Annotated in this window: 15 protein-coding genes; 12 read left to right on the top strand and 3 right to left on the bottom strand. The window is 66.0% G+C overall.

Going from position 1 to position 18,385, the window contains the following annotated elements; genetic code table 11:
* The first annotated feature begins 87 nt into the window (after nt 1-87).
* The 3 genes from IAG39_RS23735 (at nt 88) to IAG39_RS23725 (ending at nt 3,138) form a co-directional block, all read left to right on the top strand.
* Nucleotides 88-1,581, top strand: coding sequence for a CoA-acylating methylmalonate-semialdehyde dehydrogenase (locus IAG39_RS23735; protein WP_059374741.1), 1,494 nt, complete (start codon nt 88-90; stop codon nt 1,579-1,581).
* A 94-nt stretch (nt 1,582-1,675) separates the two neighbouring features.
* Nucleotides 1,676-2,620: a CysB family HTH-type transcriptional regulator gene (locus IAG39_RS23730; protein WP_054450660.1), complete on the top strand. Its 945-nt coding sequence runs from the start codon at nt 1,676-1,678 to the stop codon at nt 2,618-2,620.
* Nucleotides 2,621-2,814: 194 nt separating this feature from the next.
* A complete protein-coding gene (locus IAG39_RS23725) occupies nt 2,815-3,138 on the top strand; it encodes a DUF2325 domain-containing protein (RefSeq protein WP_054451313.1) in 324 nt (107 codons plus the stop codon).
* Between the two features lie 157 nt (nt 3,139-3,295).
* Here IAG39_RS23725 and IAG39_RS23720 read toward each other — a convergent pair whose 3' ends face one another.
* Nucleotides 3,296-3,955: a C40 family peptidase gene (locus IAG39_RS23720; protein WP_059374739.1), complete on the bottom strand. Its 660-nt coding sequence runs from the start codon at nt 3,953-3,955 to the stop codon at nt 3,296-3,298.
* 287 nt (nt 3,956-4,242) lie between these two features.
* Here IAG39_RS23720 and IAG39_RS23715 point away from each other — a divergent pair, with 287 nt between their 5' ends.
* The 6 genes from IAG39_RS23715 to ltaE all read left to right on the top strand — a co-directional run bounded on the left by IAG39_RS23715 (nt 4,243) and on the right by ltaE (nt 12,159).
* Nucleotides 4,243-6,132 carry a propionate--CoA ligase gene (locus tag IAG39_RS23715; RefSeq protein ID WP_059374737.1) on the top strand — a complete coding sequence of 630 codons (1,890 nt, stop codon included), beginning with the start codon at nt 4,243-4,245 and terminating at the stop codon, nt 6,130-6,132.
* Nucleotides 6,129-6,536, top strand: a complete 408-nt coding sequence (locus IAG39_RS23710; protein ID WP_042792413.1) for a GlcG/HbpS family heme-binding protein — start codon at nt 6,129-6,131, stop codon at nt 6,534-6,536. Before IAG39_RS23715 ends, IAG39_RS23710 begins: the two co-directional genes overlap by 4 nt.
* Nucleotides 6,533-7,873 carry an MFS transporter gene (locus IAG39_RS23705; protein ID WP_118931831.1) on the top strand — a complete coding sequence of 447 codons (1,341 nt, stop codon included), beginning with the start codon at nt 6,533-6,535 and terminating at the stop codon, nt 7,871-7,873. Before IAG39_RS23710 ends, IAG39_RS23705 begins: the two co-directional genes overlap by 4 nt.
* A gap of 217 nt (nt 7,874-8,090) precedes the next feature.
* The gene (gene acs, locus IAG39_RS23700; protein WP_059374732.1) at nt 8,091-10,070 is read left to right on the top strand and encodes an acetate--CoA ligase; all 1,980 of its coding nucleotides are present in this window, start codon (nt 8,091-8,093) and stop codon (nt 10,068-10,070) included.
* Nucleotides 10,071-10,222: 152 nt separating this feature from the next.
* Complete coding sequence (locus IAG39_RS23695; protein ID WP_118931830.1) at nt 10,223-11,110, top strand: DMT family transporter; 888 nt, start codon at nt 10,223-10,225, stop codon at nt 11,108-11,110.
* A gap of 38 nt (nt 11,111-11,148) precedes the next feature.
* Nucleotides 11,149-12,159 (top strand): low-specificity L-threonine aldolase, encoded by a 1,011-nt coding sequence (gene ltaE / locus IAG39_RS23690; protein ID WP_118931829.1) that lies wholly within the window; start codon nt 11,149-11,151, stop codon nt 12,157-12,159.
* A gap of 13 nt (nt 12,160-12,172) precedes the next feature.
* Here ltaE and IAG39_RS23685 read toward each other — a convergent pair whose 3' ends face one another.
* Nucleotides 12,173-13,507, bottom strand: coding sequence for an aspartate aminotransferase family protein (locus IAG39_RS23685; protein ID WP_059374726.1), 1,335 nt, complete (start codon nt 13,505-13,507; stop codon nt 12,173-12,175).
* 159 nt (nt 13,508-13,666) lie between these two features.
* Nucleotides 13,667-14,548, bottom strand: a complete 882-nt coding sequence (locus IAG39_RS23680; RefSeq protein ID WP_118931828.1) for a GntR family transcriptional regulator — start codon at nt 14,546-14,548, stop codon at nt 13,667-13,669.
* Nucleotides 14,549-14,705: 157 nt separating this feature from the next.
* Here IAG39_RS23680 and IAG39_RS23675 point away from each other — a divergent pair, with 157 nt between their 5' ends.
* Genes IAG39_RS23675 through IAG39_RS23665 form a run of 3 tightly spaced genes read left to right on the top strand, consistent with a single transcriptional unit; the run spans nt 14,706 to nt 18,385 of the window.
* Complete coding sequence (locus IAG39_RS23675; protein WP_059374723.1) at nt 14,706-15,812, top strand: C45 family autoproteolytic acyltransferase/hydolase; 1,107 nt, start codon at nt 14,706-14,708, stop codon at nt 15,810-15,812.
* 50 nt (nt 15,813-15,862) lie between these two features.
* Nucleotides 15,863-17,434 (top strand): ABC transporter substrate-binding protein, encoded by a 1,572-nt coding sequence (locus IAG39_RS23670; RefSeq protein WP_118931827.1) that lies wholly within the window; start codon nt 15,863-15,865, stop codon nt 17,432-17,434.
* A gap of 6 nt (nt 17,435-17,440) precedes the next feature.
* Nucleotides 17,441-18,385, top strand: coding sequence for an ABC transporter permease (locus IAG39_RS23665; RefSeq protein ID WP_013392266.1), 945 nt, complete (start codon nt 17,441-17,443; stop codon nt 18,383-18,385).

Genomic DNA, 18,385 nt, shown 5'->3' with positions numbered 1-18,385 from the left:
GGCGCCGGCAGGCCCTTGCCGCCGGCGCCTCACCATCCATGTATGCGGATTCCATCCGCATCGACCATGCAGTGTGAGGAGCATCAAATGAGTGAAGTCCCCCGCGTTCCGCTATTGATCGGCGGCAAGCTCGTGCAGTCCAAAACCACCGAATGGCGGGACGTGATCAATCCCGCTACCCAGGAGGTCGTCGCCAAGGTGCCCTTCGCCACGCGCGAAGAGCTGGACCTGGCCGTCTCCAACGCCAAGGAGGCTTTCAAGACCTGGCGCAACAGCGGGCAGGGCGCTCGCATGCGCGTCATGCTGAAGTTCCAGGAACTGCTGCGCGCCAACTCCGGCAAGCTGGCCGAAATGATCACCCGCGAGCACGGCAAGACCCTGCCGGACGCCGAGGGCGAAGTCGGCCGCGGCCTGGAAGTGGTGGAGCACGCCTGCTCCATCGCCAACCTGCAACTGGGCGAATACGCCGAGAATGCCGCTTCCGGCATCGACGTCTACACGCTGATCCAGCCGCTGGGCGTGTGCGCGGGCATCACCGCGTTCAACTTCCCGGTCATGCTGCCTTGCTTCATGTTCCCGATCGCCGTGGCCTGCGGCAACACCTTCGTCCTCAAGCCTTCCGAGCAGGATCCGACGTCCTCGCTGTTCCTGGCGCAGCTGGCGCTGGAAGCCGGCCTGCCTCCGGGCGTGCTGAACGTGGTGCACGGCGGCCCGGAAACCGCCAACGGCCTGTGCGAACACCCCGACATCAAGGCGGTCTCGTTCATCGGCTCGACCCGCGTCGGCACCGAGATCTACAACCGCGCCTCCGCCGCCGGCAAGCGCTGCCAGTCCATGATGGGCGCCAAGAACCACTGCGTGATCCTGCCGGACGCCGATCCCGAGGTCGCGCTGAACCAGCTGGTGGGCGCTGCCTTCGGCGCTGCCGGCCAGCGCTGCATGGCCTCGTCCGTGGCCGTGCTGGTGGGTGAAGCCCGCAACTGGCTGCCTGACTTCGTCGAACGCTCGAAGAAGCTCAAGGTCAATTCCGGCATGGACCGCGAGGCCGATCTCGGTCCCCTGGTCTCGCCCAACGCCAAGAAGCGCGTCGAAAGCCTGATCCAGAAGGGCGTGGACGAAGGCGCCAAGCTGCTGCTGGACGGCCGCAGCCTGAAGGTCGCCGGTTTCGAGCAGGGCAACTTCGTGGGCCCGACGATTTTCGACGGCGTCACCGAAAACATGACCATCTACACCGAGGAAATCTTCGGGCCGGTCCTGTGCGTGGTGGGCGTTGAAACGCTGGAGGACGCGGTCGCGTTCATCAACCGCAATCCCAACGGCAACGGTGTGGCGCTGTTCACCCAGGATGGCGGCGCGGCGCGCTACTTCCAGAACAACATCGACGTCGGCCAGGTCGGCATCAATGTGCCGATCCCGGTGCCGGTGGCCTGGTTCAGCTTCACCGGTTCGCGCGGTTCCAAGCTGGGCGACCTGGGCCCCAACGGCAAGCAGGCCGTGCAGTTCTGGACGCAGACCAAGACCGTCACCGCGCGCTGGTCGGCCCACGCCAAGAGCGTGAACACCACGATCTCGATGCGCTGAACTGGGGACGCCTTGCATGTAAGCTTATATAAATAAGTTATATAACAAGGCGCCCTTATTACTTATAATTGGCCCGTCTAACAGGGGCCAATTCATGAACCTGCAGCAATTTCGTTTTGTCCGCGAAACCATCCGGCGCGACTTCAATCTGACCGAAGCCGCCCGGATGCTCTACACCTCGCAGCCCGGCGTTTCCAAGGCGATCATCGAGTTCGAGGACGAACTGGGCATCAAGATCTTCGAACGGCACGGCAAGCGCATCAAGGGGCTGACCAAGCCCGGCCTGGCGGTGTCGCAGGTCATCGACCGCATCATGCGCGAAGTGGACAACCTGAAGAAGGTCAGCGACGAGTTCGCGCGCCGCGACGAGGGCGGCCTGGTCATCGCTTGCACCCACACCCAGGCGCGCTATCTGCTGCCCCGCGTGATTCCCGCATTCCGCAAGCAATTCCCCAAGGTGCACCTGTCGCTGGCCGAAGGCAGCCCCGCGCAACTGGCCGAGATGGTCCTGCACGAACAGGCCGACCTGGCACTGGCGACGGAATCACTGGCCTTGACGCCGGGCCTCGCGACCTTGCCGGTCTATGCCTGGGAACACACCGTGGTGGTGCGCCCGGATCATCCCCTGGCCGAACTGACCTCCAGCGCCGCCAAGCGCCTGTCGCTGGCGCAACTGGCCGAATATCCCATCGTGACCTATGACCGCGCCTTCACCGGCCGCAGCACCATCGATGAGATCTTCGCCAACCAGGGCATCCATCCCGACATCGTGCTGGAAGCCATCGATGCCGATGTCATCAAGACCTATGTCGACGTGGGCCTGGGCATCGGCATCATCGCTGGCGTGGCCTACGATCCGCGCCGCGACAGCAATCTGGTGGGCCTGCCGGTGGGCCATCTGTTCGGCACGCATACGACCCGCGTGGGCGTGAAGGCAGGGGTGTTTCTGCGCGACTACGTCTACACCTTCCTGGAGATGCTGGCGCCTTCGCTGACCCGCGCGGTGGTGACGGAAGCGGTGCAGGGGACGCCCAAGTAGCAGGCCGTGTCCTCGGGGATCAGAGGCGCGACGCCGTTGGGCGGCGCGCCTTTTTCTTGCCGCGACACGGTCCGCCCTATCCCCTTCCATATGCTCATAAAAATAATTAAATAAGAACGGATCTCATTTGAGTTGACTAAAAAATAGGAATCATTATCATTACATCCAGTCTCAACGACCCAGTGAGGTTCATCATGACGGCAGGATTAAGTGCAGTGGTAGTGGGCGCCGACCGCCTCGGCAACATTCCGGATCTGCTCAAAGGGCACAACATTTCGATCACGCACCACATCAGCGGGCGTGATCCCTCGCATCAAAAGAAGACGTTGCAACTGCCCTCGGGCACCCAGCTGGTCATCCTGCTGACCGACTTCCTGGGCCATAACGTCATGAAAACCTTCCGCAACGCCGCGCAACGTGGCGGTATCCGGGTCGTCGCTTGTCGGCGTTCGGTGTGCAGCATGCAGCAGGCCCTGCAGCAATGCGGCCTGTGCCAGCGGGCAGGCTCGGTGCATTGAAAACACGGTCTGCCGCCGCCTAACAAAAACTGGGGAGGCCGGAACGGCCTGCGGCCCAAAACGCCGCGAAGAGATGTAAAAAAACGCCGCCGGACTGGAAAGTCCGGCGGCGTTTTGCTTGTGGCGGGGAGAGCCTGGCGGCTATCCTGGGAGCGTATCAGTTGGAGGCGCGGGCGGAAGCCATCAGGCTGTTGTCCAGGCGGCGCGCGCCGTTGTAGCGCTTGGACCAGTAGGCCATGGTCATGTTTTCCACGCGGACCACGCCGCCGGCGCTGGGCGAGTGCACGAAGCGGTCGTCGCCCAGGTAGATGCCCACGTGCGAGTAGCGGCGGCCCAGCGTATTGAAGAAGACCAGGTCGCCAGCCTTCAGTTCGTTCTTGGCGATCGAGACGCCTTGCTGCGCCATTTCGGCGGCGTTGCGGGGCAGCTTCAGGCCCAGCGAGCGTTCGGCGGTGTACGTGACCAAGCCGCTGCAGTCGAATCCGGTGTCGGGGGAGTTGCCGCCGAAGCGGTAGCGGATGCCAAGATGGTTCAGGGCTTCGCTGACCAGGGCGTTGTCGCTATTGACGCCCGAGTGGGTCTTCTGGCGTTCGCGCTTGAATTTCTGGCTTACCAGTACGCCGATGGGATCATCGGAGGTGGCGACCCATTCCGTCTCGTAGGGGTCAATCTCGGACGTATGGGCGGTTGACTTTTGATTTGTAGCGGCACAACCTGCCAGACCCACCACGCATGCAACCAACGCCAGCAAGCGCAGACCGCGAGTTGCTTGGCCGGAGGAAGGATTCAGTCTCGCGTGGTTGGAGTGTCGATGCATGCGCCTGGGGGTGATTTGCAGATAACGGCAAAAAACACGGAATTCGCCGTGAATGTGGCCGAGATGTCAGCAAAATCAACATTGTTCTACAACTTCGCGGGGATTCTACCAAACTTTTAAGACCAGTTCGTTACGAAACCGGCGTTAATGTCCATGCAGCGTGGACATTTGGTAGAACATTTTGACTTGCGGCAAGCCTCGTGCAAGGTTTGCCTACCAGAATGGCCGAAGGATCAGAGAAGAAATCAATCAGCCTTAAGGCCTAAGAAAGATAACAGGAGACATAAATGCAAAAAACCCGGGATTTCCATTACCGCTCGATACACGACCGCGACGCTTTCTGGCGGGAAGAGGCCGGCCGCATCCACTGGGAGACGCCTTTCGAGTCCGTGCTGGACTTCTCCCGGCCGCCGTTCGCCAAGTGGTTCACGGGCGGGCGCACCAATCTCTGTTACAACGCCGTCGACCGCTGGCTGCCGACCCAGGCCGACGCGCCGGCCCTGATCTGGGTGTCCACCGAGGTCGACCGGGAGCGTGTCTACACGCGCCAGGAAATGTACGAAGAGGTCAACGCCGCCGCGGCCATGCTCAAGGAGCTGGGGGTGGGGCGCGGCGACCGGGTGCTGCTGTACATGCCCATGGTGCCGGAAGCCGTGTTCACCATGCTGGCGTGCGCGCGGATCGGCGCGGTGCACTCGGTGGTGTTTGGCGGCTTCGCCTCGGTCAACCTGGCCCAGCGCATTGACGACGCGGCGCCCAAGGTGGTGGTCTGCACCGACGGCGGTTCGCGCGGCGGCAAGGTCGTGCCCTACAAGCCCCTGCTGGACCGCGCACTGGCGCTGGCCAAGACGCCGCCGGCCTCGGTGGTGGTGTTCGACCGCGGCCTGGCGCCGTTCGAACCCGTCGCAGGACGCGACCTGGATTACGCGACCCTGCGCCAGCGGCATCTGGGCGCGCGGGTGCCTGTGGAATGGCTGGAGTCCTCGGAGCCCAGCTACATCCTCTATACCTCCGGCACCACCGGCAAGCCCAAGGGCGTGCAGCGCGATACCGGCGGCTACGCCGTGGCGCTGGCCTCGTCCATGGAATACCTGTTCGACGGCCGCGCTGGCGATACCTTCTTCTGCACCAGCGACATCGGCTGGGTGGTCGGCCACTCCTACATCATCTACGGCCCCCTGATCGGCGGGCAGGCGACGGTGCTGTATGAAGGCACGCCGGTGCGTCCGGACGGCGCCATCCTGTGGAAGCTGGTGGAGCAGTTCGGCGTGAACACCCTGTTCTCGGCGCCGACGGCGGTGCGCGTGCTCAAGCGCCAGGATCCGGAGCTGCTCAAGCGCCACGACCTGTCCTCGTTGCGCGCGGTCTACCTGGCGGGCGAACCGCTGGACGAGCCGACCGCGCAATGGATTTCAGGGGGCCTGGGCAAGCCCATCATCGACAATTACTGGCAGACGGAATCGGGCTGGCCGATCCTGTCGGCCCAGCCTGGCGTGGAAAAAGTCCCGACGCGCTTCGGCAGCCCGTCGTTCCCGGTGTACGGTTTTGACGCGCGCATCGTCAGCGAGTCCACCGGCGAGGACCTGGGCCCCGACCAGAAAGGCGTGGTGGCCATCGTGCCGCCGCTGCCGCCGGGCGCCATGTCCACCATCTGGGGCGACGACGAGCGTTTCGTGCAGACCTACTTCACGTCCATTCCCGGCCGCCAGGTGTATTCGACCTTCGATTGGGGGCTGGTGGACGCCGACGGCTACTGGTTCATCCTGGGCCGCACGGACGATGTGATCAACGTGGCGGGCCACCGGCTGGGTACGCGCGAGATCGAGGAATCCGTCAACAGCCACAACGCGATTGCCGAGTGCGCGGTGGTGGGCGTGGCGGACTCGCTCAAGGGCCAGGTCGCGATGGCGTTCGCCGTGCTCAAGAATCCCGCCGGGGCCGAGACTGAAGAAGGGGCAAAGCGCCTGGAAGGCGATATCATGCGGCTGGTGGAAGAGCAGCTGGGAGCGGTGGCGAGGCCCGCCAGGATCCGGTTCGTGGGCGCATTGCCCAAGACCCGTTCCGGCAAGGTCCTGCGCCGCGCGATCGTCGCGGTATGCGAAGGACGCGATCCCGGCGATCTGACCACCATAGAAGATCCCACCGCCCTGGAACAAATAAAGGAGTCGCTGCAATGAATACCAAGCCCGTGCTGAGCGCCGAAGACGTCAAGAAGATTTTGGCTGCGGCCGAAGCACACGCCCTGCAGAACAAGTGGGCCGTCACGATCTCCGTGGTCGATGATGGCGGCCATCTGCTGGGCATGCTGCGCCTGGACGGCGCGGCTCCGATTTCGGCGCACATCGCGCCGGCCAAGGCCAAGACCGCGGCGCTCGGCCGCCGCGAATCGCGCGTCTACGAGGAAATGATCAACAACGGCCGCTACTCGTTCCTGTCGGCCCCCTTGATCGACGGCCTGCTGGAAGGCGGCGTGCCGGTCGTGGCCGATGGCCACGTGGTCGGCGCGGTCGGCGTGTCGGGCGTGAAGTCGAGCGAAGACGTGCTGATCGCTCAAGCTGGCATCGCCGCCCTGGGCCTATGAGCCACGGCGAGCCGTCGGATGCGCCGGCCGGCGCGTCCGCGCAGAACGCCGGGCCAGGGGGCGACGGCCCCCTGAATCCCGGTGTGGCCAAACGCGAGGTCTGGGCCTGGGCCATGTACGACTTCGCCAATTCTGGCTACACCACCGTGATCCTCACGGCGGTGTTCAGCACTTATTTCGTCGGTGTGGTCGGCGGGCGCGCCCCGTGGGCCACGCTGGCCTGGACCGCGGCGCTGTCGCTGTCCTACCTGCTCATCATGCTGACCATGCCCACGCTGGGCGCCCGCGCCGATGCGCGCGCCAGCAAGCGTCGCTTGCTCTTTACGAGCACGGTGGGCTGCGTGGCCGCCACGCTGGTGCTGACGCAGGCTGGGCCTGGGGACGTCTGGCTGGCGCTGGCCGCCATCGTCGTTTCCAACTACTGCTATTGCGTCGGCGAGTCCGTGGTCGCGGCCTTCCTGCCGGAACTCGCGCGGCCCTCCGCGCTGGGGCGGGTTTCGGGCTGGGGCTGGAGCTTCGGCTATTGCGGCGGCATGCTCACGCTGGGCCTGTCGCTGGTGGTCGTGACGCTGGCCGAGGGGCGCGGTGAAACCGCCGAGCATTTCGTGCCGTGGGTGATCGTGGTCACCTGCGCGGTGTTCGCGCTGGCGGCGCTGCCATCCTTCTTCCTGCTGCGCGAACGCGCGAAACCGCAGGCTGGCAAGCAGGACGCGCTGCACATGCTCAAGCGCCTGGCCTATGCCTGGCGCGAAACCGGCCAGCACTTTCCGGAGTTCCGCCGCCTGCTCATGTGCATCGCCTGCTACCAGGCGGGGATTTCGGTGGTAATCACGCTGGCGGCGGTCTATGCCTCGGAGGTCATGGGCTTTACCACGCCGCAGATCATGCTGCTGGTGTTCACCGTGAACATCGGCGCGGCGGCCGGCGCGTTTTCGTTCGGCTACGTGCAGGACCGCATTGGCCACAAGCCGGCGCTGGCCCTGACGCTGTGCGGCTGGATCCTGATGGTGCTGGTGGCCTACGCCGCCGTGACCGCGCCCGTGTTCTGGGTCGCCGCCACCTTGGCCGGGTTGTGCATGGGCACCACGCAGAGCGCCGGCCGCGCCATGACCGGCGCCTTGGCTCCCGCCGGCCGGCTGGCCGAGTTCTATTCGCTGTGGACCTTCGCGGTGCAGTTGGCCGCGGTGATCGGTCCGCTGACCTACGGCCTGGTGACCTGGGCCACGCACGGCAACCACCGGCTGGCGATCCTGGTCACCGGCCTGTTCTTCGTGGGCGGCCTCATCCTTTTGTCGCGCGTGGACGTGAAGCGGGGGCTGGAACGGCGCGCCGCCTGAGGCGTGCGGGTCGCGCAGGCTGCTATCCTTATGGACTGTCCGGTGCCGCCGCGTCGAGAGCGCGGCGGCACGCCTTGATTACCCCGCGCCGGCCTTGCGCCGCGGGCTCCGGCCCGCATTTTGCGTAAGGTGCCCGTAAGAGCGTGGCGATACGGTTGCGGTTGGGTAATGAACAAGCGGCACAAACAAACAGAATTACCGATTGGAGACAAAGATCATGTCGAACGCTATTGAGTCCGTACTGGTGGAAACCCGGGTGTTCCCGCCGCCCGAGCGCGCTGCGGAAGGCGCCGCGATTCCCAGCATGGAGGCCTACAACGCGCTGTGCGCGCAGGTCGAGAACGATTTCGACGGATTCTGGGCCGGGCAGGCGCGCGACAACCTGCAATGGACCAAGCCGTTCACGCAGGTCCTGGACGAATCGGACGCGCCGTTCTACCGCTGGTTCGGCGATGGCGAACTGAACGTGTCGGCCAACTGTCTGGACGTGCACCTGACCAACGGCAACGCCGACAAGACCGCCATCATCTTTGAAAGCGACGACGGCAAGGTCAACAAGGTCAGCTACCGCGAATTGCTGGCGCGCGTCTGCCGCTTCGCCAATGGCATGAAGGCGCTGGGCTACAAGAAGGGCGACCGCGCCATCATCTACATGCCCATGTCGATCGAAGCCGTGGTGGCCATGCAGGCCTGCGCGCGCCTGGGCGTGACGCACTCGGTGGTGTTCGGCGGCTTCTCGGCCAAGAGCCTGCAGGAGCGCATCATGGACGTGGGCGCGTCGCTGGTCATCACCGCCGACGAGCAGGTGCGCGGCGGCAAGACCATACCGCTCAAGCCCGCGGTCGAGGAAGCCTTCACCATGGGCGGCTGCGAGGCCGTGACCAAGGTCATCGTGTACCGCCGCACCGGCGGCAAGGTGCAATGGAACGAAGGCCGCGACCTCTGGATGCATGACGTCGAGGCCGGCCAGCCCGACACCTGCGAGCCCGTGCCGGTCAACGCCGAGCATCCGCTCTTCATCCTCTATACCTCCGGCTCCACCGGCAAGCCCAAGGGCGTGCAGCATTCCTCGGCAGGCTATCTGCTGTGGGCGCTTTTGACCGTGAAGTGGACCTTCGACGCCCGCAAGGACGACGTGTACTGGTGCACGGCCGACGTGGGTTGGGTTACCGGCCACACCTACATCACTTACGGCCCGCTGGCGGCGGGCCTGACGCAGGTGGTGTTCGAAGGCGTGCCGACCTATCCCAACGCCGGCCGCTTCTGGGACATGATTGCGCGCCACAAGGTCACCACGTTCTACACCGCGCCCACCGCGATCCGCTCGCTGATCAAGGCCGCCGAGGCCGCGCCCGAAGCGCATCCGCAGAACTACGACCTGGACAGCCTGCGCATCATCGGCACGGTGGGCGAACCCATCAATCCCGAAGCCTGGATGTGGTATCACAAGAACATCGGCCGCGAGCGCTGCCCCATCGTGGACACCTGGTGGCAGACCGAGACCGGCGGCCACATGATCACGCCGCTGCCGGGCGCCACGCCGACCAAGCCGGGTTCCTGCACCTTGCCGCTGCCGGGCATCGCCGCGGCCATCGTCGACGAGACGGGTGGCGATGTGGAGCAGGGCAATGGCGGCTTCCTGGTCATCAAGCGTCCGTGGCCCGCCATGATCCGCAACATCTGGGGCGACCCGGAACGTTTCAAGAAGAGCTACTTCCCCTCGGAACTGCGCGGCTACTACCTGGCCGGCGACGGCGCGCAGCGCGATGCGGACGGCTATTTCTGGATCATGGGCCGCATCGACGACGTGCTGAACGTGTCCGGCCACCGCCTGGGCACGATGGAAGTCGAATCCGCGCTGGTGGCGCACGAGCTGGTGGCGGAAGCCGCCGTGGTGGGCCGCCCGGACGACACGACGGGCGAAGCCGTGGTGGCCTTCGTGGTGCTCAAGCGTTCGCGTCCGGAAGGCGACGAGGCGCAAGCCATCGCCAAGGTGCTGCGCGACTGGGTGGCCAAGGAGATCGGCCCCATCGCCAAGCCCAAGGACATCCGCTTCGGCGACAACCTGCCCAAGACGCGCTCGGGCAAGATCATGCGCCGCCTGTTGCGCGTGGTCGCCAAGGGCGAGGAAATCACGCAGGACGTTTCCACGCTGGAGAACCCGGCCATCCTGGACCAGTTGGCCAAGTCCCTGTGATCGTTCCCGTCCACTTGATGGACGGGAACGGCCCGCCTGCGGCCGCCGGAGGCGGCAAGGCAGGCGCATAATGTCATACGCCCGTATCGGAACCGCCGGTACGGGCGTATTTGCTTTTTCGCGTCCAGAATTTCCCCTACGGAGCCGTGCCAGTGAGCCGCAGCAGTTTCGATCGTGCAGGGCTAGCCCTGATGTTCAGCACCATCCTGGTCTGGGCGGGCAGCTGGATCGCGATGAAACTGATCGTTCCCTACATCGGCCCCTTCGACTTCGTGGCGCTGCGCTACGTCTCGGGCGGCCTGGTGCTGTTCGCGCTGGTCATCGCGCTGCGGCGGCCGCTGGCGATGCCGCCCTGGAAGCTGACCTTGTTGATCGGCCTGACGCAGACGGCCGGATTCCAGGGCTTTGTGCAGACCGCGCTGGTGTCGGGCGGTGTGGGCAAGGTCTCGCTCATGGCGTACACGATGCCGTTCTGGGTGATCCTGTTCGCATGGTGGCTGCTGGGCGACCGCCCCACCGCGCGCCATGGACTGGGTATCGGGCTGGCCGCCATTGGCCTGGTGTGCTTCGTCGAACCCTGGAACGGCCTGGGCGATATCCGTCCCGTGCTGCTGGGGTTGGGCAGCGGCCTGTGCTGGGGCGTGGGTACCGTGCTGTCCAAGCGCATGTTCGAACGCCATGCGCCCGATGTGATGACTTTCACGGCCTGGCAGATGCTGCTGGGCGGCCTGGTCATGACGCCGGTCGCTTTTCTTGTGCCGCAGATGCCCGCCCAGTGGGGCTGGCAGCTATGGGCCGGCATGACCTACATCGTGCTGATCGCGACGGCCGCGGGCTGGCTGCTTTGGCTGCTGGTGGTGCGTTTGGTGCCAGCGTCTATCGCGGGCCTGTCCAGCCTGGGCGTGCCGGTCGTGGCGATGCTGTTCGCCTGGGCGCTGCTGTCCGAGCAGCCTACCGCGGCGGAGCTGGGCGGCATGGTGCTGATCCTGGCCGGCATCTGGGTCGTGAGCCGCGCGGCGCCGGCGGCGCGCGCCGAATAAACGCTTTTTGAATTCCTTTTCCTATCCTGGGACATTCCATGATCGATCTGCGTAGCGACACCGTCACCCGGCCATCCGCAGCCATGCTGCAGGCCATGGTATCCGCGCCCCTGGGCGATGACGTGATGGGCGATGACCCGACCGTGATCCGCCTGCAGGAGGCGGTTGCCGAGCGCACGGGCAAGGCGGCCGGCCTGTTCTTCCCGTCCGGCACGCAAAGCAACCTGGGGGCGCTGATGGCCCATTGCGAGCGGGGCGACGAGTACCTGGTGGGCCAGCTCGCGCACACCTACAAGTATGAAGGGGGCGGGGCGGCCGTGCTGGGCAGCATCCAGCCGCAGCCCATAGAACATGCGGCCGATGGCACCTTGCCGCTGGACAAGTTGGCCGCGGCGCTCAAGCCCGAGGGCGATGCGCATTTCGCCCGTACCCGGCTGCTGGCGCTGGAGAACACTTTCCACGGAAAGCTGATTCCGGCCAGCTACGTGCAGGCCGCGACAGCCTGGGCGCGCCAGCATGGCCTGGCGACGCATCTGGACGGCGCCCGCGTGTTCAATGCGGCGGTTGCCAGCGGCAAGCCGGTGGCGGACCTGTGCGCGCCTTTCGATACGGTGTCCATTTGTTTTTCCAAGGGCCTGGGCGCTCCCGTGGGGTCGGTGCTGGTAGGCAGCGTCGAACTCATCGCCCGCGCCCGCCGCTGGCGCAAGGTGCTGGGCGGCGGTTTGCGCCAGGCTGGCGTGCTGGCCGCGGCTTGCCTGTATGCGCTGGAGCACAACGTGGAACGCCTGGCGCAAGACCACGAGAACGCCCGACTGCTGGCGGAGGGGCTGCGCGCCATTCCGGGCGTAAAGGTATTGAGCCAGGACACCAACATGGTGTTCGCGGAATTCGAGCCCGCGCGCTGCGAGGAACTCACCGCCAAGCTGGCTGCCGACGGCATTCAGATGCGGGCCGTGTATGGCGGCCCGACCCGCCTGGTCACGCACCTGGACGTGTCCGCCGCGGACGTGCGGCAGGTGGTCCAGGCGGTGGCCCGGCACCTGGCATAAGCAGGGCGGGCGCTCAGGCGTCCGCGCGCAGCACGTCCGACAAGACCGAGAACAATTCGTCGATCTGCGCGCGCTCGATGATGAGCGGGGGCGACAGCAGCATGGTGTCGCCCGCCGAACGGATCAGGCAGCCGCGTTCCAGGCAGGCCTGGTGCACGGCGTACGCGCGCTGGCCGGGCTTGCCTTCCAGCGGTTCGAGTTCGATGGCGGCCAGGAGGCCGATGTTGCGGATGTCCACCACGTGCGGCAATCCCTTCAGGCTGTGGGCGGCGTCCTCCCAGTAGCGCCAGAGCTCGCGGCTGCGCTGGAACAGGCCTTCGCGGCGGCAGATGTCCAGGGTCGCCAGGCCGGCGGCGCAGGCCACCGGATGGCCGGAATAGGTGTAGCCGTGCGACAGCTCGATGGCGCTGTCCGGTCCCTGCATGAAGGCATCGTAGACATGCTGCTGCACCAGCGTGGCGCCCATGGGGATGGCGCCGTTGGTCAGCCCCTTGGCGCTGGTGATGATGTCCGGCGTGACGCCGAAGTGCGATGAGGCGAACGCGCCGTCGATGCGGCCGAAGGCGCAGATCACTTCGTCGAAGATCAACAGAATGCCGTGCGCATCGCAGATCTGCCGCAGTTTCTGCAGATAGCCCTTGGGCGGCACCAGCACCCCGGTCGAACCCGCCACGGGTTCCACGATGACGGCCGCGATGGTGGAGGCGTCGTGCAGCGCGACGATGCGCTCCAGCGTATCGGCCAGGTGGGCGCCCCAGTCCGGCTGGCCGCGCGTGTAGGCCATCTGGCTGCGGTCATAGGTGTGCGGCAGATGGTCCACGTAGGGCAGCAGATTGCCGAACGGCTTGCGGTGGCCGGCGATGCCCGACACCGACAGGCCGCCGAACCCCACCCCGTGGTACGAGCGTTCGCGTCCGATCAGGCGCACCCGCTGGCCCTGTCCGCGCGCGCGGTGATAGCCCAGCGCGATCTTCAGCGCGGTATCCACCGCTTCGGATCCGGAATTCGAGAAGAACACATTGGAGAACCCGGCGGGCGCTTCCTGGCGCAAGGACTCGGCCAGCTCGAAGGCCAGTGGGTGGCTCATCTGGAACGACGGCGCGTAATCCAGCTCATGGGCGGTGCGGGCGATGGCCTCGACGATTTCCGGGCGGCGGTGTCCGGCGTTCACGCACCACAGGCCCGCAATGCCGTCCAGCACGCGGCGTCCGTCCGGCCGGATGTAGTGCATGCCCTCGGCGGCGCTGAACAGCACGGGCGCGCGCTTGTAGCGGCGGTTCGCGGTGAAGGGCATCCAATAGGCTTCGGCGTTGATGGCGGGGGTGGGATTAGGCGCTGACGATGACATGGGGCTTCCGGCATGTGGAGATTCGGGGTTTCTATTTTGTATTAATCAATTGATAAATACAATACAAGAAGACCCGAAGGCAATCCGCAGCGCGAGCGTCACGCGTGCCGGAGACCCGCTACGGCGGGCTGGCGGACGAATGAAGATGGAGAGGGGCGGTTAAGACACTTGCAGCGAGGTCTTCAAGTGGCGCCGCATGAGCTGCGAAGCCCATTCCTGGTCGCCGGCCTCGAGCGCGTCGATGATCTGCAGGTGTTCGCTGCTGGAGTTGACGAAGCGCGCGTCGCGGTAGAACGCGGCGTGCTCTTCCAGCCGGCGCAACTGGTTCTGCTGCTGCACCGCCTGCAGGATGTAGCGGTTGCCCGAGAAGCGGGCCAGCATCTCGTGGAACGAGGCGTTGAGATTGAAGAACTCGGTGGCCGAGATGTCGGCGTCGCTGCGCGCCGCCAGCGCTTCATGCGCGGCGCGCATGCGCGCCAGCGCTTCCCGGTCCAGGCGGAAGGTGGGCTCCAGCAGGCCGGCGCATTCGACGGTCATGCGGAAACGGTAGCTCTCGTTGAGCGCGTCGCGGTTTTCCAGCGACGGCGCGAACTGCCAGCCATGGCCCTTGCGCTTTTCGATCAGGCCGTCCGCGGAAAGCTGCAGCAGGGTCTTGGCCAGCACGCTGCGCGGCGCCGGATAGCGCTGCTGCAGGTCGCGCTCGGTAAAGGTTTCCGGCAGTTCGCGCGAGGCGCGGTCATCGATCAGGCGCCGGTACAGCTCGTCCTGGGTGGGGCCTGCGCCCTCGATGGCGGGAGGCGCGGCCGCCGCGTGCGCCGCCACCGTGTAGCCGCTATTGGGGCGGTGCGTGATGAGGCCCTGCGCGGCCAGCAGCTTGAGCGCGCCGCGCACGGGCGTGCGCGAGACCTCGTAGCTCGCCGCCAGCGTTTCCTCCGAGAGGTGGTCGCCGGGCGCATGGCGCCGGGCCACGATGTCTTCCGCGATATGGCGCGCCAGGTCGACTTGCAGCGGAGTGGGGCGGGCGGGAGCGGCGTTGGACATGGGGGATGGGCGCGAAGGGCGGCAGAGTCGGAATGGTACCGGAGAGCTACGCGCGCGGCGTTCGCGGTGATGGCTCCGGGGAAACCCTTGTATTGAACTTTTTCGTATATTAGTACAAAATTTGTCCGTCTTGAATCTTGCTCCGGAGCCTTGAGCCGTGACTTTGCCCACTCCCTTCCCCCTGGTCGATGTACAGGGCAGCCCATACGAGCGGGGCCGCCAGCATGGCGCCGCCGTCCCCGAGCGCGTGGCGCGCAGCGTGGCCCTCTACCGCGGGCAGCTGGAGCGGCGCGGCGTCGCGGCGGACCGCTTGAAGGAACTGGCCGCCGCCATGGTGCCGGTGGTGGGCGACTATGACGCGGCCTACCTGGAAGAGCTGCGCGGCATCGCCGACGGATCGGGTCAGGCGCTGGAGGACGTGGTGGTCATCAACTGCCGCACCGAAATGATGTTCGGCCATGCCGAGCTGGGCCGCGCCCGCAAGGGGCTGGACGATGGCTGCACCGGCCTGGTCGTGCTGCCCGAGGCCGCCGCCGGCGGCAAGCTCATGCATGCCCATAACTGGGACTGGCGCGAGGAATGCGTGGACACCGGCATCGTGCTGCGCATGCGCCGCGAAGACGGTCCCGACCTGCTGGTGTTCACCGAGGCGGGCAGCCTGGCGCGCCACGGCTTCAACAGCGCGGGCGTTTCCCTGTCCGGCAACTTCCTGTCCTGCGAGCACGACTATCAGCGCCCGGCCGAGGTGCCGCTGGTGCTGGTGCGGCGCAAGATGCTGGAAGCCTCCAATATCTGCAACGCCATGAAGGTGCTGTGGGCCTCGCGGCGCTTCTGCTCCAACAACCTGATGCTGGCGCAGGCGCAGGGCGAGGCGGTCGATCTGGAATGCTCGCCCGACGAAATCTTCTGGATTACGCCCGAAGACGGCCTGCTGGTGCACGCCAACCACTGGATCAGCCCGCCCGCGCGCGCCAAGCTGTTCGACAAAGGCCTGGCTGCCAATCCGGATTCGATCTACCGCCAGCGCCGCGTGCAGGACATGCTGGCGCGCGCCGCCGGCGGCATCGACTGGGACACGGTCAAGCGCATCCTGGCCGACGACTTCGCCGCGCCCGACGGCGTGCTGCGTTCGCCCAAGCCGGCCAGCTTCGACAGCATCTCGGCCACGGTGGCCACCACCTTGATGGAGCCGGCCAGCGGCGTGATGTGGATCGCGCGCAAGCCCTACGAAGGACGCAACTTCGCGGAGTACCGGCTCTTCTGAGCCGGCCCCCAGACCCATATGCGGCGAGCGCCGCGCCTGGAGTGATCCCTATGAATTCGCATGCTACGCACGCCAAGAACGCGCTGCTGTTATCCGCCGCGCTGGCCGCCGCCGCGGCCGGCCTGCCAGCCGCCGTGCGGGCGCAGGCCGCCGCGCCCGAAATCCGCTACGCCGAAGGTTCGGGCACGCCGACCACGCTGCCCGGCGGGCGGTCCCGCAACACTTCCACCGACAACGTGCTGGCGCACGTGGTGGAGTCCCTGGTGGCGCTGCGCGCCGACATGAGCGTGGCCCCCATGCTGGCCGACAGCTGGACGCTGTCCGACGACAAGCGCGCCTATACCTTCAAGCTGCGCCAGGGCGTCACCTTCCATGACGGCACGCCCATGACCTCGGCCGACGTCAAATGGACCTACGACTACCTCAACGGCGCCCAGTCCGAGTATTCCTGCAAGAACCTCTATGACGGCAGCAAGGGCGCCAAGGTCGTGGCGGTGGAGACGCCCGATCCCGCTACCGTGGTGTTCAGGCTGGAGCAGCCCTACGCGCTGTTCCTGGACCAGATGGCCAGCGTGCAGTGCCCGATGCCGGTGCTGAGCGCCAAGAGCGTCGACGCCGAGGGCAAGTGGGCCAAGCCCATCGGCACCGGGCCCTACGTGCTGGCGGAATGGAAAAAGGAACAATACCTGCTGCTGACGCCGTACGCCGGCTACAAGCCGCGCGAGGAAGCGCCCAGCGGCATGGCCGGCAAGAAAACGGCACAGGCCAACGTGCGCTTTGTGGTGATTCCGGATGCGGCCGCGCAGAAGGCGGCGCTCATGGCGGGCCAGGTCGACGCCTACAACGCGGACGAGGACAATCTGCCGGCCAAGGACCCGCGCTGGAACATCGTCACCGAGCAGGGTCTGGACACGGTCAACCTGCTGATGCAGACGCGCGCGCCGCTGCTGTCGGACGTGAACATGCGCCGCGCCATCGCGCTGGCGCTGGATTTCCCCGGCATTGCCAAGGCTTTGAACAACGGCCACGCGGTCTATAACCCGTCCCTGGTGCCCGCGGCCAGCGTTTATTACTCCGAAACCGACCGCGCCGGCTACGAAAAGAACCTGAAGGAGGTCAAGCGCCTGCTGGACGCCGCCGGCTATCGCGGCGAACCCCTGAAGCTGCAGGCCAACAAGCGCTATCCCTATCTGTACCGCGTCGCGGTGGTGACGCAGCAGCTGTTGGGCAAGGCCGGCATCAAGGCCGAGCTGGACATGCTGGAATGGGGCACCCAGGTGACCAACTTCCGCGAAGGCAAGTTCGAGCTGATGGCATTCGCCTATTCGGCGCGCACCGAGCCCGCGCTGATGTTCCGCGACGTGATCGGCGACAAGTCCAAGACGCCCATGGCCCAGTGGGAAAGTCCGGAGGCCGCGGCCATCCTGGAAGGCATAGAAGCCGAGTCCGATCCCGCCGTGCGCAAGCAGGCCTTCGATAAGCTGCATGCGCTGATGCTGCGCGACGCGCCGCTGCTGATGTACTACAACAAGCCCGGCTATGTGGTCGTCTCCAGCAAGCTGGAGGGCTTTACCGGCTGGCCGCTGCGCAAGCCGCGTTTCTTCAACGTGACCAAGAACTGAGGCGCCGTGCTGGGCTATCTACTCAAGCGCATCGCGGCGTCGGTGCCCACCGTGATCGTCGTCACGGTGCTCGTGTTCGCGCTGATACGCGCGATCCCCGGGGATCCGGCCTCGCTGATGCTGGGCGATATCGACAACCCGGCGCTGCTGGCCGAAATGCGCCACGCGCTGGGGCTGGACCGTCCCGTTGGCGAGCAGTTCCTGATCTGGGTGGGCAACGCGCTGCAGGGCGACCTGGGCATGTCCATCGCGCGGCGCGAACCCGTGATGCACCTGGTGCTGACGCATTTCGCGGTGACGGCCCAGGTGGTGCTGACCGCCACGCTGCTGGCCTGCCTGGTGGCGGTGCCCGCCGGCATGGTGGCCGCGTGGCGCCAGAACCGCCGCGCCGACACCGCCATCGTGTCGACCTCGATCCTGTTCGTGTCCATGCCCAGCTTCTGGGTAGGCATCCTGCTGATCTGGCTGTTCGGGGTGAAGCTGAACTGGCTGCCGGTGTACGGCTTCGAATCCATCGCCCAGGGCGGATTGGGCGCGGCGCGCTACCTGGTGCTGCCGGTCTGCGCCATCGTGCTGACGGAAATCGCGGCCATCACGCGCATGATGCGCGCCAGCACCATCGAGACGCTGCGGCTGGAATACGTGGCGCATGCGCGCGCCAAGGGCCTGCCGGAAAAGCGCGTCATGCTGCGCCATGTGCTGCCCAACTCGTTCGGCCCCACCTTGACGGTGATCGGCCTGATGTTGGGCCATCTGTTGTCGGGCGCGGCGGTGATCGAGACCGTGTTCACGCTGCCGGGCATCGGCCGGCTGCTGGTGGAAAGCATCTATGCGCGGGACTACCCCGTGGTGCAGGGCTGCCTGCTGTTCATCGCGCTTTTGTACGTGGCGGTCAACCTGGTGGTGGATCTGCTGTATCCGCTGTTCGACCCGCGCGTGAAGCTTCAATAG

Origin of the sequence: Achromobacter xylosoxidans (assembly GCF_014490035.1) — a bacterium.
Lineage (GTDB): Bacteria > Pseudomonadota > Gammaproteobacteria > Burkholderiales > Burkholderiaceae_B > Achromobacter > Achromobacter bronchisepticus_A.
This window is presented reverse-complemented; position numbering and strand designations above follow the sequence as displayed.

What these genes read in the sequence shown, in the direction of transcription:
- IAG39_RS23725 (WP_054451313.1), top strand. Translation starts at nt 2,815, where the DNA reads ATGACGGCAGGATTAAGTGCAGTGGTAGTGGGCGCCGACCGCCTCGGC.
- IAG39_RS23670 (WP_118931827.1), top strand. Translation starts at nt 15,863, where the DNA reads ATGAATTCGCATGCTACGCACGCCAAGAACGCGCTGCTGTTATCCGCC.
- ltaE (WP_118931829.1), top strand. Translation starts at nt 11,149, where the DNA reads ATGATCGATCTGCGTAGCGACACCGTCACCCGGCCATCCGCAGCCATG.
- IAG39_RS23705 (WP_118931831.1), top strand. Translation starts at nt 6,533, where the DNA reads ATGAGCCACGGCGAGCCGTCGGATGCGCCGGCCGGCGCGTCCGCGCAG.
- IAG39_RS23710 (WP_042792413.1), top strand. Translation starts at nt 6,129, where the DNA reads ATGAATACCAAGCCCGTGCTGAGCGCCGAAGACGTCAAGAAGATTTTG.
- acs (WP_059374732.1), top strand. Translation starts at nt 8,091, where the DNA reads ATGTCGAACGCTATTGAGTCCGTACTGGTGGAAACCCGGGTGTTCCCG.
- IAG39_RS23735 (WP_059374741.1), top strand. Translation starts at nt 88, where the DNA reads ATGAGTGAAGTCCCCCGCGTTCCGCTATTGATCGGCGGCAAGCTCGTG.
- IAG39_RS23730 (WP_054450660.1), top strand. Translation starts at nt 1,676, where the DNA reads ATGAACCTGCAGCAATTTCGTTTTGTCCGCGAAACCATCCGGCGCGAC.
- IAG39_RS23720 (WP_059374739.1), bottom strand. Translation starts at nt 3,955, where the DNA reads ATGCATCGACACTCCAACCACGCGAGACTGAATCCTTCCTCCGGCCAA.
- IAG39_RS23715 (WP_059374737.1), top strand. Translation starts at nt 4,243, where the DNA reads ATGCAAAAAACCCGGGATTTCCATTACCGCTCGATACACGACCGCGAC.
- IAG39_RS23680 (WP_118931828.1), bottom strand. Translation starts at nt 14,548, where the DNA reads ATGTCCAACGCCGCTCCCGCCCGCCCCACTCCGCTGCAAGTCGACCTG.
- IAG39_RS23685 (WP_059374726.1), bottom strand. Translation starts at nt 13,507, where the DNA reads ATGTCATCGTCAGCGCCTAATCCCACCCCCGCCATCAACGCCGAAGCC.